Raw genomic sequence first — 16,006 nt, forward strand, 5'->3', positions numbered from 1 at the left:
CCTTTTGTCCGTGCGACGCTCGTTGATGCCCGTGGCGGCGGCCGGTCTCGCCCTGTGGGCGGTCGCCGAGGCGATCCCGCTGGGCTGGGTCGCGATCGGGTTCGCGCTGGTCACCACGGTGCCGGTGGCGCTGGGCCGGAAGGCGCCGCTGCCGGTGCTCGGCGTGGTCGTGGCCGCGCTGCTGCTGCGGGCCGCGACGACCGACGCCGTGCCGGCCACCGTCGCCCCGTTCCCCTCGCTGCTGATCCTGGCGTTCTGCGTGGCGTTGTCCGCCGGCAGCCGGCCGGTGGCGGTCGCCGGATGGGCCGTCGCCGTGGGCGGGATGGCCGGGGCGATCACCTTGCGGTACTACACCGCGCCGCCCGACTTCGCCTCGTCCATGATCATGGTCTTCTTCGTCACGGCCGCCTGGGCGGCCGGGCTGCTGGTCGCGCACCGCGAGGCGCGGGCGGTGGAGAAGGCGCGGTCCGCCGTCGCCGAGGAGCGCCTGCGCATCGCCCGTGAGCTGCACGACGTCGTCGCCCACTCGCTGTCGATCATCGCGCTCAACGCGGGCGCCGCCCGCGAGGTCGCGCCGGAGAAGGCGGGCCCGCACATGGACGTCGTCGCGGAGACCGCGCGGGCCGCGCTCGGGGAGATGCGTCAGCTCCTGTACGCCCTGCGCACCGACGACCATCCCGCCCGCGACCCCCAGCCGTCCCTCGACCAGCTTCCCGACCTGCTCGACCAGGCCAGGGCGGGCGGCCTGCCGGTGACGTTCGAGGAGCAGGGCGACCGGCGCGTGTTCCCGGCGGGCCTGGAGCTGACGGCCTACCGGATCGTGCAGGAGGCGCTGACCAACGTGCGGCGGCACGCCGGCCCGGCGGCGACCCGGGTGCGCGTCGGCTACGGCGAGCGGCTCGACCTGGAGGTGGTCAACGCCCCCGGCACGTCCGGCCCGCCGAACCCGCCGGGCCACGGCCTGATCGGCATGCGGGAACGCGCCCGCCTCTACGGCGGCACCCTCCGGGCGGGCCCGGAGGACGACGGCGGCTACGCCGTGCGGATCTCCTTCGAGGTGGACCGGTGATCCGCGTCCTGGTCGCCGACGACCACGCGCTGGCCCGGATGGGCCTGACCGCGATGCTCGCCGCCCAGGCCGACCTGGAGGTGGCCGGCGAGGCCGCCGACGGGCTCGCCGCCGTCGAGGAGACCCGGCGGCTCCGCCCGGACGTCGTCCTGATGGACATCCGGATGCCCCGCCTGGACGGCATCGAGGCCACCCGCCGCGTCCGCGCCCTGCCGCACGCCCCCGCCGTGCTGGTCCTCACCACCTTCGACCTCGACCAGTACGTCTACGACGCCCTCCGCGCCGGAGCGGGCGGCTTCCTGCTCAAGGACGCGCCCCCGAGCCGGCTGGCCGAGGCGGTCAGGACGGTCGCCGAAGGCCAGGCCCTGCTGGCCCCGGCGGTGACGAGGCGGCTGATCGAGCGTTTCCTGACCGTCCCGGAGCGGGACACCGAGGTCCTCGACCGGCTCACCGACCGGGAACGCGAGGTGCTGACCCTCATCGGCCGGGGCCGCTCCAACGCCGAGATCGCCGCGGACCTCTGCGTTGCGGAGGCGACCGTGAAGACCCATGTGTCCCGCGTCCTGATGAAGGCCGGGCTGCGGGACCGGGTCGCTGCGGTGGTGTTCGCGTACGAGCAGGGGCTGGTCAGGGTCGGCCCGAAGACCTCCTGACGGAGCCCCTGACCGCGAGGGAGGCGCAGTCGCCCAGACGCGTCTGAATGTGGCTTCGTAAGGCCGACGTCGTGCGCGCGGCGCTTCTGCCGACAAGGTCACAACTTTTGTCGATCTGGGCAAAAGGCTATGGGCAAGTCGACGATCAAGCCCTATATTACGGCGCAGAGCAGCATTGATACGCCCGTGTTACAGCAACCGGCACCCGCCGTTTCAGCCGGCCATATCGGCGGTGCCGTAACCCCCCTGCGCCGCCCTGACCGCGGCTCCCTCATCGAGATGGGACTGGCCATGCGGAAAATACCCCTGTTATCCGTCTCAGTGCTCACCGCGCTGTCGTGCCTCGTCGTGCCCGCGCAGGCGCGGGCGGCGGTGCCGCCGCAGCAGCCGGGTGTCACCCTGCGGACCTATGACGTCCAGGTCGAGTTGTCCAAGCTCTGCACGCTCAAGCCCGGCCAGACGCCCAACGTGGACAAGCTGATGCCCACGATCGACTGGACGTCCGACGCCGACTTCGGGCTGACCGACATGTTCGTCACCGAGGTCGTCGGCAACATCTCCGTCGCCACCGCCGGGACGTACGAGTTCCGGCTCACCAGCGACGACGGCTCCCGGCTGCGCATCGACGACACCGTCGTGATCACCAACGACGGGCGGCACGGGGCGATCGCCGTGGACGGCACGATCAACCTGACCCCCGGCTACCACGCGCTGCGCATCGACCACTTCGAGCACCTGTACGGACAGCAGCTCAAGCTGGAGTGGAAGCCCCCGGGTTCCTCCCAGTTCACCCTCGTGCCGAACTCGGTGCTGAGCACCGACGCCGACGTCGTGCGGGTCACCGGCCCCGGCCGCAAGGAGTGCGAGAGCGGCGCCGACTCCCCCGGCGACGGGCTGCCGCTGACGTCGGTCCACCCCGACTTCACCCTCACCGACCTGCGGCCGAACGGGTTCCAGCCGCAGGTGAGCGCCATGGACTGGCTGCCCGACGGCCGGCTGGCCATCGCCACCTGGGGCGGCTCGGAGAACCGGCTCGGCGAGGTCTACCTGCTCGGCAACGTGACCGGCGCGACCTCGGCGGCGCAGGTGACCACGAAGAAGATCGCCAGTGGGCTGCAGGAGCCCATGGGCATCAAGTACGTCGACGGCAAGCTCTACGTGTCGGAGAAGTCGCGGCTGGTCGAGCTGAACGACACCAACGGCGACGAGGTCGCCGACAACCTGCGGACCGTGGCGACCTGGCCGTTCGGCGGCAACTTCCACGAGTTCGCGTTCGGGCTGCTCTACCGCGACGGCCACTTCTACCTGAACCTGTCCGTCGCCATCAACTACGGCGGCGCGACCACCGACCCCCAGCCGGCCGCCAACCGGGGCACCGCCATCAAGGTCAACAAGGACACCGGCGCGGTCGAGTACATCGCCGGAGGCCTGCGTACCCCCAACGGGCTCGGCTGGGGTCCGAACGACGACCTGTTCGTCATGGACAACCAGGGCGGCTGGTTGCCGGCCTCGAAGCTCGTGCACGTCAAGCCGGGGCGGTTCTTCAACCACTACACCAACCCCGACGGCCGGTTCGACAACAACGTCGTCACCAAGCCCGTGCTCTGGCTGCCGCACAACGAGATCGCCAACTCCCCCAGCACCCCGCTGCTGCTGAAGGAGGGCCGGTTCGCCGGGCAGATGTTGTTCGGCGACGTCACGTACGGCGGCATCCAGCGCGGCTACCTGGAGAAGGTCAACGGCGAGTACCAGGGCGCGGTCTTCCGCCTCACCCAGGGCCTCGAAGCGGGCGTCAACCGCATCAGCATCGGGCCTGACGGCGCCATCTACGCCGGCGGCCTCGGCGCCGGCGGCAACTGGGGCCAGCCGGGCAAGCTCAACTACGGCCTGCAGAAGCTGACCCCCGGCGACGAGAAGGCCTTCGACATGCTGCGGATGCGCGCGATCGCGGGCGGCTTCGAGCTGGAGTACACGCAGCCCCTCTCGGACGAGACCGCCGCGTCGCTGGCGACCAAGTACCAGATCACCCAGTGGCGGTACGCCGCCGCCTCCACCTACGGCGGCCCCAAGGTCGACGAGGAGCCGCTGACCGTCACCTCCGCCGACCTGTCCTCCGACAGGAAGAAGGTCACGCTGAAGATCACGGGCCTCAAGGCGGACCGCGTGGTGCACCTGCGCTCGCCGCGCCCGTTCGCCTCGGCGTCGGGCCGGCCGCTGTGGAGCACCGAGGCCTGGTACACCCTGAACACGCTGGTCGACGGCCCGGAGACCGACACCGTCTACGAGGCCGAGAGCGCCTCGCACAGCGGCGGCGCGAACCTGGCCACCGACCACCTGAGCTACACGGGCAGCGGCTTCGTCGCCGGATACGGCAACCAGGGCGCGGCCACGCAGTTCGCCGTGACCGTCCCGAGAGACGGCACCTACCACGTCGGCCTGCGCTACTCCAACGGCCCGAACCCGGCGCCCGGCAACAAGTCCGTCAGCGTGTACGTCAACGGCACCAAGATCAGGCAGGTGCCGCTGCCCAGCACGGTGACGTGGGAGCAGTGGGCCACCCGGGTCGAACCGCTGACGCTCACCGAGGGCACCAACCTCATCACCTACAAGGTGGACAGCGGCGACACGGGCCACGTCAACCTCGACAACATCACCGTGGCCGCGCAGCGCGTGTTCGAGGCCGAGAACGCCACGCTGGCCGGCGGCGCGAAGGCGAACAAGGACCACCCGGGCTACACCTACAAGGGCTTCGTCGACGGCTACTGGAACGAGGGCGCGAGCACGTCGTTCTCCGTGTGGTCCGACACGACCGGCCCGCACAACGTCGGCCTCCGCTACGCGGCCGACACCGTCAGGTCGTTGAGCGTGTACGTCAACGGCGAGAAGGTCAAGCAGTCGCGGCTGGCCTCCTCGGGCGGCTGGAACTCCTGGGCCGTCCAGACGGAGCAGCTCAACCTGGTCCGCGGCACGAACCAGATCACGTACAAGTACGACTCCGGCGACGGAGGGAACGTCAACCTCGACCACATCTCGGTGTCGCTCGCGCAGCGGATCACGCTGTTCGACGGGTCGAACCTGGCGGCGTGGGAGAAGCGGGCCGGCGGCCAGGCCACCTGGCCGATCGCGAACGGCTCCGTCGAGTCCCTCGGCGGCGACATCCGCACCCGCCAGACGTTCGGCGACTTCAAGCTCCACGTCGAGTGGCTGGTGCCCAACTACCCGCCGGAGGTCACCGGCCAGCAGCGCGGCAACAGCGGCGTCTTCCTCCAGGAACGCTACGAGGTCCAGGTCCTGGAGTCCTCGGGTGACCCCGCGCCCCTGATCAACGGCGCGGGCTCGATCTACAACAAGCGCGCGGCCTCCAGCAACAGGGCCACCGCTCCCGGGACGTGGCAGACCTACGACATCACCTTCCGCGCCGCCCGCTACACCAGCACGGGAGCCAAGGTCGACAACGCCCGGGTGACGGTCGTGTGGAACGGCGAGGTGGTACACGACAACGTGTCCGTCGACGGCGGCACGGGCGACCACATCGCGGAGAGCGTGGCGTCGGGCGGCATCCGCCTCCAGGACCACGGCGACGCGGGCGAGAACCCCCGCTTCCGCAACGTGTGGATCGAACCCGTCTCCTGACGTGACGTCGGTTTAGCCACCGCAGAACAGAAGGGGCTCCGGTCTGACCGGAGCCCCTTTTTTCCTGCGGCAGGCCGCGGACGGCCCGGGAGTGACCGTCCGCGGCCCGGTCTTGAAGATCACCTCAGTTGCGCAGGCTCCACTGCTGGTTCGGGCCGCCGTTGCACGCCCACAGGATGATCCGCGTGCCGTTGGCGGTGCCGCCGCCGAAGGCGTCGAGGCAGAGCCCCGACTGGACGCCGGTGATCGTCCCGTTGGAGTTGACGTTCCACTGCTGGTTGGTCTGGTTGTTGCAGTCCCAGATGATCACCTGGGTGCCGTTGGTCGTGCCCTGGCCCGAGGCGTCCAGGCACTTGTTGCCGAACACCTGCAGCTGCTTGCCCGAGGTGTACGTCAGCCGCTGGTTGGTGCCGGTGCCGCAGTCCCACAGCTGGGCCTGCGCGCCGTTGGTCGCCGAGCCGCCGGTGATGTCGACGCAGCGGTTCGACTGGGCGCCGACGATCTGCTGGCCGCCGCCGCTGCTCCCGCCGCTGCCCTGCCGGACGAGCGACGCCGACGCCGCCGAGCGGTTGCCCTGGGCGTCCACGACGAAGAGACGGTATTCGCCGTTGGTGGTCGGCACGCCGATGGACGTCGCGGTGCCGCCCGCCCTGGTCATCGTGGCGCCGGCGGTGAAGGTCGTGGTGCCCGCGGGGGCCAGCCAGACGCTCTTGGACGCGTCGCCGGTGCTGCGGATGGGGATCGAGGTCTGGCCGCTGCCGGTGTACGTGCTGGCGGGCAGGACGTAGTCGGGCAGGGACAGGTTGCTCTGCGGGATGATGCCGCGGTAGGCGTCTTCGAGGCCGGAGTTCACGGCGATGTTGTAGGCCGGGGCCGGCCAGACGTAGTCCGACGACACGAGGATGTCGTGGATCGTGCTGTTCGGCAGGTTCTTGTTGGAGACCTTGTTGATCGGCCCGTAGGTCTGCGTGATGCTCAGGTCGTGCTTGCGGCCGAAGTCGTCGGAGTTGACGAGCCACGTGATGTTCTTGTCCACGCTCAGGACGTTGTCGCGGAAGACCATGTTGCCCGAGCCCTCGTCCGGGTGCAGCCCGTACTTGTGGCCGGACGGGACGCCCTGCATGTAGTTGTTGGTGATCGTGGTTCCCGGCTGGTTGCCCAGCGTGTAGACGGGAGCGGTGTCGCTCAGGCGCTGGACCGTGTCGATGAAGTGGTTGTGGCTGATGGTGTTGTTCTTCGCCGTGGTCGTCGGCCGGTTGGGCGCGATCGACCCTGACGAGCCGTCGAAGTTCCACCATCCCCAGCCGAGCGTGACGCCCGACCACGGGGCCTTCTCGATGCGGTTGCGCTGAACGGAGAGGCCGTCGGCGAAGTAGGCCGAGATGGGGCTGTGCCCGTAGAACAACACCGCGCTGTCGTAGAGGTAGTTGTTCTTGATCTCGATGTTCTTGGGCGCGCCCTCGACCGCCACGGGGTACTTCTCGCGGTTCGACGAGGTGTAGTCGCCGATGTAGACGTGCTGGGGATGGCCCACGACGACGGCCGATCCGGCGACGTCGTTGGTGTAGTTCCCGATGAGCTGCGAGTTCACCACGTCGTTGGCCATGGTGATGCCGTCGACGCCGGTGTGCTGGATGCGGTTGTTCTGCAGGAGCAGCCCGTCGGCGTTCTCGATCTGGATCATGCCGGGCGCCATGTCCACGTTGCGGTAGTAGTAGGCGTGGAAGTTCTGCTTCGCGTAGGCGAGCGCGCCGAGGTTGCCCTGCTGGGCCTGCTTGAGCACCGAGCCGGCCACGTTGAACAGGTTCCAGTCGGAGTGCTGGACCGTGAGGCCCGAGAAGGTGATGTTCCGGGCGCGGGCGCTGGTGGAGGTGCCGGCGACCTTGATGAGGGTCGTCACGTTGTTCGGCGCGACCACGCTCGCGGTCGACATGTTCTCCGCGCTGGCCTTGTAGTAGTACAGCGTCTTGGTGGTCTTGTCGAAGAAGAACTCACCCGGCTGGTCGAGGAACTCGTAGGCGTTCATGACCTTGTGGGTGCCGCCGACCTGCGCGTTGCCGTTGAAGGCGCCCTGCGCGATGGCCGCGCCCGGCTGCTGGAACGTCGCGATGCGGTTCGAGCCGTCGGAGGTGACCGTGCGGACGCCGACGATCGCGGTGGTCCAGGTCGTGCCGGTCTCGATCTCGATGTCGTCCTGGTTGGTCGCCACGGCGGGGAAGTCGTTCAGGCTGTACCGCGACCCGGCGCACTGCGAACCCGACTCCCACGCCCACGACGCCTGGCCGGCCGTGATGTTGTAGGTGCCGGTGCACCCCCCGGAGCCGATGGTCTTCGAGGCCATGAACACGCGCTTGTCGTTGACGTAGAGCGCGCGGAGCTTGTTGCTCCGGTTCAGCGGGGCCTTCCAGATGTTGCCGCTGTGCTGCGTCCAGCCCGTCACCGGGACGCCGCCGGTCAGGATCGGCGTCTCGTTCTGGTAGGCGGCGTAGATGACCCGGTAACCGTTCGTGCCGGAGTCGGCCGGCGTGAAGTCGATGGTGCCGCTGACCGAGTACGTCCCGCCGCGCAGGTAGACGTAGATGTCGCCGGTCATGCTGGAGTTCACCGTGCGGACGACGTCCCTGGCCCGCTGGAGGGTCTTGAACGGTGACGCGATCGTGCCGGGGTTGGAGTCGTTGCCGTCCGGGGCGACGTAGTAGGTGGCCTGGGTCGCCGCCGAGGCCACCCCGCCCGTCAAGCTCGGGAGCACCACGGCGGCGGCGAACACCGCGAGCGCCGCCAACACCTTCCCGGTGGTGGATAAGACTGACTTCACGCTCTTTTCCTTTCGCTGGTTCATCACCTGTCGCGAGGTCGTCCGCCCCGTGCCACGCCGACGAAGAATCCGCAGCAGATGGAATGTGGTCACCTGACATCCCAAACGTATGACGTATGCCGACTGACGTCTGAGGTAATGTTGCATCAAGAGGGCTGTCTGGCAACAGTGGTGAAATCGCCCGCGTGAGGGATCAGCCGCGTTGCGGGGAGGGCCGCCGGCGCCGATGAAACTTTCACGACGGCCGGCTCCGGTTCAGTAGCTGTCGCTCCAGCGGTACCACGGGCCCTGGATGTGCTCGAACGACGAGGCGACCGCCGGGTCGGAGTCGTCGACGGGTCGGCGCACCGGGCTCCAGACATAGCCGTAGGGGTCCACGTGCGGCCCGTCCTCACCCACGACGCAGTGGACGCGGTCGCCGTCGCGGTAGACGGACTCGAACTCGACCTGGCCGACCTTCCGCGGGCGGAGACCGTCCGGCCCTGCGGTCCGGGCCACCCGCTCCATCTCGGCGAAGGACCGCACGACGCGTTCCTCGAGAGCGGCCCCGCAGGCCACCAACGTCATCATCGCCGCGCAGACGACCGCCTTTCTCATGGTGAGATCGTCCGGCTTCGCAGCCCTTGACCGAGCCCGTCGGCGAGGTCCAGGAGTTCCGGTAGGCGCAGCGTCCGGCCGCCGCTCCCGGGGAGGGGGACGTGCAGGAGCGCCGTCCAGCGGGCGGGGATGGCCTGCAGGCCGTAGACGGCTCCGGCCAGGGCGCCGGTGACCGCGGCGACGGTGTCGGTGTCGCCGCCCAGGTTGATCGCGGCTCCCACGGCCGCCTCGTAGCCGGTGGTGGTGCGCAGGGCCCACAGGGCGGAGCCCAGGCACGGCCAGACGGCGCCGTTGAGCTCCGTCGCCCGGCTCGGGTGCCACTCCGCGGCCGTGACCGTGGCGTATCGGTCGCGGTGGGCGGGGTGGACGGCGGCGAGGGTCCACGGCAGGTCCCGGAGCGGGTCGGCGCCGGTCAGGGCCACGCGCAGCAGATCGTGGAAGACGGCGACGCCCTCCCCTGCCGCCGGGTCGCCGTGGGTGAGGGCGGAGAGGCGACGGCCTGCGTCCATCGTGGCCTCGCGGCCGGCCGGGGCGAAGTAGACCGCCGAGGTCGTGGCCCGCATGAGGGAGCCGTTGCCCGCGGCGCGAGGGCTGGTGCGGTAGTGAGCCGCGGCGGCCTGGTCCCAGGGCAGGTCGCGGGTCAGGACGTCTTCGGTCTGCAGGCCGATGTCCTTCGGGTCGTCGGCGGCCCAGCGCCGGAACCGGGCGAAGACGTCGGGAAGGTCCAGGCCGCCCCGTTCCAGCAGCGATTCGGCGACGTGGAGGGCCATCTGGGTGTCGTCGGTTGCCTCGCCGGGGTCCCAGCCGCCGCCTCCGCGCATCTCGTTTCCGCCGCCCGGGGCCGGGAACGCGCCCGGAGGGCCGAACTCGAAGGGGGCGCCGAGGGCGTCGCCCACCGCCGAGCCGACGATCGCGCCGGCGACGCGCTCCCTGCGATCCATCTGTAGCGCCCTCCACCGGTTTCGCACATGATCCCCCATCATCATCGCCACCTCCCGCCGGTCGGCGGATCGAATGGCGGCGTGAGGTTCTTCGTCGCGCAGGTGGCCCGGGAGCGGCGGGTCACACCCGGGTGAGGCGGGTCTTCAGCGCCCGCACGTCATCGGGGTCCATGCCTCCCGCCAGGAGGTACCTCTCCGCGTCGAAGCCCTTCAGGGCTTCGTACACGGCGGCTCTCAGGGTCGTCCCCTTGGCGCGGAGGATCTGCTCGATCTCCGCCGTCTGGTCGTCGATTCCCAGGGCCGCGTAGAGCGGGACCAGCCGTGGTGTGCTCTCCTCGTAATCGGCCGCGATCGCGTCCCGGGTGACCCCGGCCAGCGACAGCAGCAGCATGACGATGAGCCCGGTCCGGTCGCGTCCCAGGCCGCAGTGGACCAGCACGCCGCCTTCCGGCGCCCGGGCGACCGCGGTCGCCACGGCCACGCACTGGGCGGGCTTGGACTCCAGGAAGTACCGGTAATAGAGCGGCGACCCGTCGAGCTCGTTGTCGCGGATGTGCCGCCAGACCTGCTCGTCGGCCATGTCGTCCAGGTCGATCCTGATCGTCATGAGACCGGGAGGCCGGAGGTCCGGCGAACAGGACTCGCGGAGGTCGACCACGGTTCGTACTCCATGGGCCACCGCGGCCGACCACCCGGCCGCCGTCAGGCGTTCGGGATTGTCCGAGCGGACCAGCGCGCCGAACGGTGTTTGGCCGCCGTCGTGAAGTGGGAGACCTCCCAGGTCTCTCGTGTTGTGACAGCCTTCCCAGGACAGATGGCGCACGAAGGGTCCTTTCACGTCAAGAGGCATTGCCGACCATAAACCGACATTTATCTGACTCGCAGCATTGACGTGCCCGACACGTCAAGTCAACCTTGTTATCGCAGGTCGCTTGCGTGAAATGTCAATTTAACGCAGATATATCTTGACTTGTGAGCCAGGAGGGCCTATCACTTGGTGGGCAGAAGTCGGCGATCTCCCATATGGCGGCATGATGACAACTGAATCCGGTTCGGCTCAAAGTCGCGACGAATACCGGGCTATGCAGGCCGAGGCGTTCAACCGCATCGGGTCACGGTACGACGACGCCTTTCCCCACAAGGAGGGGCAGATCGCTGCCGGGGAGTGGCTGATCAAGCAGCTCCAGCCGGGCGCCCGCGTGCTCGACGTCGGATGCGGCACCGGAGAGCCGACCGCCAAGCAGTTCGCCGACGCGGGTTGCGAGGTCACCGGGATCGACATCTCGCCCGTCATGCTCGACCTGGCGCGCAAGAACGTGCCCGAGGGGACGTTCCTGGAGCGCGACGTCACCGAGATCGACGCGTCGCTCGGGCGCTTCGACGCGGTGGTGGCGTTCTTCTCGCTGCTGATGCTGCCGCGGGCCGACATCGCGACGGCGTTGCAGAAGATCCACGACGTGATCGTGCCCGGTGGGCTGCTGGCGCTTAGCATGGTCGAGATCGACCTCGACGACGTGCCGTTCCAGTTCCTCGGCGCTCCCGTCCGCGTCACCGGTTACCTGCGTGAAGACCTGCGGGCCCTGGTCGAGGAGACCGGGTTCACCGTGGTCGTCGAGACCGACATCTCCTACGCGCCGGCCACCACGCAGGCGCCGCCGGAGATCCAGCTCTTCCTCAACTGCCGGCGGAACCAGTTCTGAAAGACACAGTGACTCAGACACAGTGATCGACACCGAGGGTCTGGCTTTTCTCGGTGACACGGCACGGGCGATCGGTGACTGCCTCGATCCGGAGCAGGCCGCACGGCTGCTCTGCGAGGCGGCCGTGCCCCGGCTGGCCGACGCCGCCGCCGTCTACCTCGACGGGGGTGCCGTGCACCGGCTCGATCCGCGGGGGCGGCTGCCCTCGCGCTGGTCGGGCGATCCGGCGGCCACGGTTCCCGAACTGGTGGGCGGACGACTGCTGACCGTGCCGCTGCGGGCCTATGGCGAGGCCATCGGGTGCGCGGTGCTGGCGCGGGATCGTGAACGCGGCGAGTTCGACCAGGACGACGTGCTGGTCATCGGGCAACTGGCGGTTCCGGTGGCGCTGACGATCTTCCACGGGCGATTACACCGCCGGCAACTGGAGACGCTGGAGATCCTGCAACGGGGGATCCGGCCCGGGCAGCCTCCCTCTCTGCCCGGTCTGGAGATCGCGTTCCGCTACCAGCCCGCCGCCGCGCGCGTCGGCGGCGACTGGTTCGACGTCATCCCGCTGCCCGGCTCCCGGGTGGCCCTGGTGGTCGGTGACGTCATGGGCCACGGCCTCGACGCGGCAGCGATCATGGGGCAGTTGCGCATAGCCGTACAGACACTGGCCTCTCTGGACCTTCCGGCCGAGCAGGTGCTGCAGTCGCTCGACGAGATGGCGCAGCGGCTGGCCGCCCAGACGATCACGACCTGTGTCTATTGCGTGTACGACCCCGTCCTGCGCCGCTGCACCATCGCCAGCGCCGGTCACCTGCCCCCGATCCTGGTGAGCGCCGACGGCAAGGCCGAGGTGCTCCAGCCGCCCGCGGGCACCCCGATCGGGCTCGGGCGCAACGCGTTCGAGACGGTGGAGATCGCGGCCGACGACGACAGCATGCTCGTCCTCTACACCGACGGCCTGGTCGAGGAGCGCGGGGAGGACATCGGCGTCGGGGTCGAGCGCCTGCGGCGCGGGCTGGCCGGAGTGCGGCCGGTCGAGGAGGTCTGCGCGAGCGTGGTCCCGGCCGCGCCGGCGCGCGACGACGTGACCATGCTGGCGATCCGGTTCACCGGCATCCCCAGCGACGACGTCGCCCAGTGGCTGCTGGAGCCGCAGGCGCAGACCCCGGCGCGGGTGCGCGGGCTGGTGCGGCGCACGCTGGCCGGATGGGGGCTGCACACCCTCATCCCGACGGCCGAGCTGCTGGCCTCCGAGCTGGTCACCAACGCGGTGCGGGCGACGGCCCGGCCGATCACGGTACGGCTGCTGCGCACCGACAGCCTCCTGTGCGAGGTGAGCGACGACGACCACCGCCTGCCGAGGCTGCGCGAACCCGGCCGCTACGACGACGACGGGCGCGGCCTGTTCGTGGTGAACCAGCTCGCCGACCGATGGGGCACGAGCCGCGTGGCGGGCGGGAAGACGGTCTGGTTCAGTCTTGCGGTGAAGGGGATCTGATCGCGCCATCATGTACGGGTGAAGCGCCTGACCCGGCTCGTCCGCGACGAGAACCTCGACCTCTACCTACTCGGGCTGGTCGCGCTGGCGTTCACCCTCCTCGGTGTCGTCGGGCTGGCCGAGACCTCGGTGCTGATCTCGGCGACCCTGGCGCTGCTCGCGATGATGGTCGACCCCGACGACGAGCCGGTCATCGCGGCGGCAGCCCTGATCGGCTACAGCGGCTCCGATCCCGCGCTGCTGGCCGGGCGCATCCGGGGCGTCCTGGCCGAACTCGACCATCTGCGCTCGCTCACCGGGGGGAACCTGGAGATCCGGCTGACCCGCCACGTCCCCACGGTGGGCCTGCAGGTCATCGACGGCGGGTACGTCTGCGCGCAGCGCTTCGAATACCGTCCCCCGGCCGAGAGCGGGCCGATCCTGGCGCTGGAGCCACGCGACGGCCTCTGGTTCCACCGCTTCGCGGCCGAGGCCGAACGGATGTGGGACGACGGGGTCCCCTGGCCCGGATAGTCAGGGCAAGGTCCTGCTTACCCAGGGCACCCGCCTCGTGACCGTGGACGCCGATGGTGTATGGGTTCTGCGACGAAACTGGTACTGATTCCCCACTCGATCTGAGTACGAAAACGGTGCTGGGGAGCGCGCCGATGGAAGATCCTTTAGGGCATGAAATGGTGGATTTTCCTGGTTTCTCTGACTTTCGCGATATTCGCCGCCTGGTTGACCTTCTCGACCGGCGTGGCCCCCAGCACCGTCCTGGCGATCGGCGTCGGCGCGGTCAGCCTGATCTGGTTGCTGATCCTGCTGACCGTGCCGTGGAACCTGTACTTCTCGGCCCGCCGGGTCGTCCACGAGACCAGGTTGTCGCGGGAGCGCGGCATCGAGGTGCCGCAGGCCCGTGAGGACGAGGCCCGGGGCATCGCCAAGCGCATGTTGCGGCTGGCGGTGCTCGGGCATGTGGTCTCGGCGGCGGTGATCGCGGTGGTCACGTACTTCTCCGGGGAGTACGTCGGCTACTACTTCTCCGGCTTCTACCTGCTGGCGACCCTGTTCCGGCCCACCGGCGCCTACCTGACCCACCTGAAGGACCGGGTCGGCACGCTGATGGAGGAGCTGCACTACCCGCGCCAGGACGTGGCGACGCTGCGCAACGACGTCAAGGACCTGGTCGAGGCCCGGACCACGCTGGAGGCCTCGATCGAGACGCTGACCGAGGAGCTGCGGCAGGTGCGCAACGAGCTCGCGGCGGCCCGGTCGGTCCTGGAGGACGCCGACCACGACCTGAACCGGCGGATCACGACGATGACCAGGAAGTTCGACGAGACCGTCGACGGGCTGAGCGACAACCAGGAGCTGATCACCGGCCTGAAGGCCTTCCTCCGCCTGGTGCGCGCCGGCTGACGGCCGGCATGGGTGGGCGGGGGCCGACATCGGCGAAGAGCTCCGGCGGGCCGCCGGGAGTCATCCTGACCAGACGGCCGTCGACGGCCTGGTCGGCGTCATCGCCCCGCCCGGCCGGACCGAGGCGCTGGAAGGGAGCGGCGCGATCGTCGTCGCCGCTCCCGACGCCCGGGGGCTGGAGTTCGACACCGTGCTCGTCGTCGACCCCGCCGCCGTCGAGGCCTACCGCGAGTCGGGCCCCAGGGATCTGTACGTCGCCCTCACCCGCGCCACCCGGCAACTGATCGTCGTCACGCCGGCCGCAGGCTGATCGCCTCGCGCGGGCAACACTCCGCCACCTCCTCCGCCAGGGTGATGTCGTCCGGATCGGTCAGCTCCCCCGTGGTCACGGCGGCGACGTGGTCGGCCCCGAGGGTGAACAACCGCGGCGCGGTCGCCGAGCAGAGCCCCGTGCCGAAGCACAACGCCCGGTCGACCTCCAGACGCCGGCCCATCAGAGGATCACCGGCAGCGCGCGGTAGTCGTTCAGCGCCCAGACCTCGTGGCGGCGCACCTCGTCACGCGGGATCGCCAGCCGCAGGCCCGGGAACCGCCCGATGAGCGTGGCCAGGGTCATCTCACTGATCAGCCGGGCCGCGGCCGCGCCGAGGCAGTTGTGGATGCCGTGGCCGAGCCCGAGATGCCGCACACCGGTCCGGGTGAGGTCGAGCCGGTGGGGGTCGTCGAAGACGCCGGGGTCGCGGTTGGCCGCCGCGACCATGACCATGACCGGCTCCCCCGCGGCGATGACCTGGTCGCGGATCCGGACGTCCTCGGTCGGGAACCGCCAGGGCGTCGAGGCGACCGGCGACTCGTAGCGGAGCAGCTCCTCGACGCCCGTTCCGGCCAGGATCGCCGGGTCGTCGACGACCAGTTTGAGCTGGCCGGGATGGTCGAGCAAAGCGAGCATCGCGTTGGTGAGGAACATCTTGGTCGTGCCGACCCCCGCGATGATCATGATGATGACCATCGCGTCGAGCTCGTCCTGGGTGATCCGCCCCTCCTCGTCGGCGGCCCGGATGAAGGCGGAGGTGAGATCGTCGCCCGGCTCGGCCCGCTTCAACGCGACGAGGTCACGCCCGTAGGCGATGATGCGCTCCCGCGCGCCGGGGATGCGCGGGAAGTCGGCCGGGTCGGTCGAGATGAGCAGATCGACGTCGCCCGCGAGCTGCTCCCGGCGCTCCAGCGTGAACCCGAGCCGCGTCGAGATCACCTGGGAGGGGATCAGCGCCGCGAACTCCGCGACCAGATCCCTTTCCTGGCCCGCCGCCCAATCTTTCATGGTCTCGTCGACGATCCGCCGGACGTCCTCCCGCCACCGGTCGACGCTGCGCGGCGTGAACGCGCTCATGGCGCACCGGCGCACTTTGGTGTGCTGGGGCGGGTCGAGCCCGGGAATGGTCTGGGAGAGAACCGTGCCCGCGCTCACGGAGAGCCCGGACGCCTGGAATTCGGCGCTGCCGCGCCACTCGGCCGTGCTGAAACGGGTGTCGCCGAGGATCGCCATCGCGTCGTCATACCTGGTCACGACCCACATGGGCACGTTTCCGACGGGGAAGACGTATCGGTGGACGGGGGAGTTCGCCCGCAACCAGTCGAGCACCGAATAAGGGTCACGGAAATAGTCGGGACTGAACAACTCGAATGGGACGACCGTATTCGACATGCG

14 protein-coding genes are annotated in these 16,006 nt (G+C 69.7%); 8 read left to right on the forward strand and 6 right to left on the reverse strand.

Features of this window, described 5'->3' with window-relative positions; translation table 11 throughout:
- The first annotated feature begins 10 nt into the window (after positions 1-10).
- The 3 genes from AW273_RS16100 (at position 11) to AW273_RS16110 (ending at position 5,355) form a co-directional block, all read left to right on the forward strand.
- Positions 11-1,069 carry a sensor histidine kinase gene (locus AW273_RS16100; protein ID WP_198168169.1) on the forward strand — a complete coding sequence of 353 codons (1,059 nt, stop codon included), beginning with the start codon at positions 11-13 and terminating at the stop codon, positions 1,067-1,069.
- Positions 1,070-1,107: 38 nt separating this feature from the next.
- Positions 1,108-1,722, forward strand: coding sequence for a response regulator (locus AW273_RS16105; protein WP_062349182.1), 615 nt, complete (start codon positions 1,108-1,110; stop codon positions 1,720-1,722).
- A 291-nt stretch (positions 1,723-2,013) separates the two neighbouring features.
- Entirely contained in the window at positions 2,014-5,355 is a 3,342-nt protein-coding gene (locus AW273_RS16110; protein ID WP_062349124.1) for a 3-keto-alpha-glucoside-1,2-lyase-like domain-containing protein, read from the forward strand.
- A gap of 124 nt (positions 5,356-5,479) precedes the next feature.
- Here the strand turns inward: AW273_RS16110 and AW273_RS16115 are convergent, their stop codons facing one another.
- From AW273_RS16115 to AW273_RS16130, 4 genes are all read right to left on the reverse strand, one after another.
- Positions 5,480-8,170 carry an RICIN domain-containing protein gene (locus AW273_RS16115; RefSeq protein WP_062349125.1) on the reverse strand — a complete coding sequence of 897 codons (2,691 nt, stop codon included), beginning with the start codon at positions 8,168-8,170 and terminating at the stop codon, positions 5,480-5,482.
- Between the two features lie 255 nt (positions 8,171-8,425).
- Positions 8,426-8,767, reverse strand: coding sequence for a hypothetical protein (locus AW273_RS16120; protein ID WP_062349126.1), 342 nt, complete (start codon positions 8,765-8,767; stop codon positions 8,426-8,428).
- Positions 8,764-9,708 carry an ADP-ribosylglycohydrolase family protein gene (locus tag AW273_RS16125; protein ID WP_062349127.1) on the reverse strand — a complete coding sequence of 315 codons (945 nt, stop codon included), beginning with the start codon at positions 9,706-9,708 and terminating at the stop codon, positions 8,764-8,766. Before AW273_RS16125 ends, AW273_RS16120 begins: the two co-directional genes overlap by 4 nt.
- A 121-nt stretch (positions 9,709-9,829) precedes the next feature.
- Positions 9,830-10,558 carry a tyrosine-protein phosphatase gene (locus AW273_RS16130; RefSeq protein WP_063909976.1) on the reverse strand — a complete coding sequence of 243 codons (729 nt, stop codon included), beginning with the start codon at positions 10,556-10,558 and terminating at the stop codon, positions 9,830-9,832.
- A gap of 181 nt (positions 10,559-10,739) precedes the next feature.
- On the opposite strand from AW273_RS16130, the gene AW273_RS16135 reads away from it, so the two are divergent.
- From AW273_RS16135 to AW273_RS38635, 5 genes are all read left to right on the forward strand, one after another.
- A complete protein-coding gene (locus tag AW273_RS16135; RefSeq protein ID WP_198168170.1) occupies positions 10,740-11,408 on the forward strand; it encodes a class I SAM-dependent methyltransferase in 669 nt (222 codons plus the stop codon).
- Positions 11,409-11,430: 22 nt separating this feature from the next.
- A complete protein-coding gene (locus AW273_RS16140) occupies positions 11,431-12,897 on the forward strand; it encodes an ATP-binding SpoIIE family protein phosphatase (protein ID WP_062349128.1) in 1,467 nt (488 codons plus the stop codon).
- A gap of 18 nt (positions 12,898-12,915) precedes the next feature.
- Positions 12,916-13,410: a hypothetical protein gene (locus AW273_RS16145; protein WP_062349129.1), complete on the forward strand. Its 495-nt coding sequence runs from the start codon at positions 12,916-12,918 to the stop codon at positions 13,408-13,410.
- A gap of 153 nt (positions 13,411-13,563) precedes the next feature.
- Positions 13,564-14,298 carry a coiled-coil domain-containing protein gene (locus tag AW273_RS16150; RefSeq protein ID WP_062349130.1) on the forward strand — a complete coding sequence of 245 codons (735 nt, stop codon included), beginning with the start codon at positions 13,564-13,566 and terminating at the stop codon, positions 14,296-14,298.
- 175 nt (positions 14,299-14,473) lie between these two features.
- Positions 14,474-14,608, forward strand: coding sequence for an ATP-binding domain-containing protein (locus tag AW273_RS38635; RefSeq protein WP_269750245.1), 135 nt, complete (start codon positions 14,474-14,476; stop codon positions 14,606-14,608).
- Here the strand turns inward: AW273_RS38635 and AW273_RS16155 are convergent.
- Both AW273_RS16155 and AW273_RS16160 read right to left on the reverse strand, forming a co-directional pair.
- Positions 14,589-14,792, reverse strand: a complete 204-nt coding sequence (locus AW273_RS16155; RefSeq protein WP_062349131.1) for a ferredoxin — start codon at positions 14,790-14,792, stop codon at positions 14,589-14,591. The two genes, AW273_RS38635 and AW273_RS16155, sit on opposite strands and share 20 nt — an antisense overlap.
- Positions 14,792-16,003, reverse strand: a complete 1,212-nt coding sequence (locus tag AW273_RS16160) for a cytochrome P450 family protein (protein ID WP_063909977.1) — start codon at positions 16,001-16,003, stop codon at positions 14,792-14,794. The genes AW273_RS16155 and AW273_RS16160 overlap by 1 nt, the downstream gene beginning before the upstream one ends.
- Positions 16,004-16,006: the final 3 nt, after the last annotated feature.

Source organism: Herbidospora yilanensis, assembly GCF_001570565.1.
GTDB lineage: Bacteria > Actinomycetota > Actinomycetes > Streptosporangiales > Streptosporangiaceae > Herbidospora > Herbidospora yilanensis.

Excerpts from the sequence above, each read along its gene's own strand:
- AW273_RS16135 (WP_198168170.1), top strand. The coding sequence starts at position 10,740 with ATGATGACAACTGAATCCGGTTCGGCTCAAAGTCGCGACGAATACCGG.
- AW273_RS16105 (WP_062349182.1), top strand. The coding sequence starts at position 1,108 with ATGGGCCTGACCGCGATGCTCGCCGCCCAGGCCGACCTGGAGGTGGCC.
- AW273_RS16160 (WP_063909977.1), bottom strand. The coding sequence starts at position 16,003 with ATGTCGAATACGGTCGTCCCATTCGAGTTGTTCAGTCCCGACTATTTC.
- AW273_RS16110 (WP_062349124.1), top strand. The coding sequence starts at position 2,014 with ATGCGGAAAATACCCCTGTTATCCGTCTCAGTGCTCACCGCGCTGTCG.
- AW273_RS16120 (WP_062349126.1), bottom strand. The coding sequence starts at position 8,767 with ATGAGAAAGGCGGTCGTCTGCGCGGCGATGATGACGTTGGTGGCCTGC.
- AW273_RS16125 (WP_062349127.1), bottom strand. The coding sequence starts at position 9,708 with ATGGATCGCAGGGAGCGCGTCGCCGGCGCGATCGTCGGCTCGGCGGTG.
- AW273_RS16130 (WP_063909976.1), bottom strand. The coding sequence starts at position 10,558 with ATGCCTCTTGACGTGAAAGGACCCTTCGTGCGCCATCTGTCCTGGGAA.
- AW273_RS16150 (WP_062349130.1), top strand. The coding sequence starts at position 13,564 with ATGAAATGGTGGATTTTCCTGGTTTCTCTGACTTTCGCGATATTCGCC.
- AW273_RS16155 (WP_062349131.1), bottom strand. The coding sequence starts at position 14,792 with ATGGGCCGGCGTCTGGAGGTCGACCGGGCGTTGTGCTTCGGCACGGGG.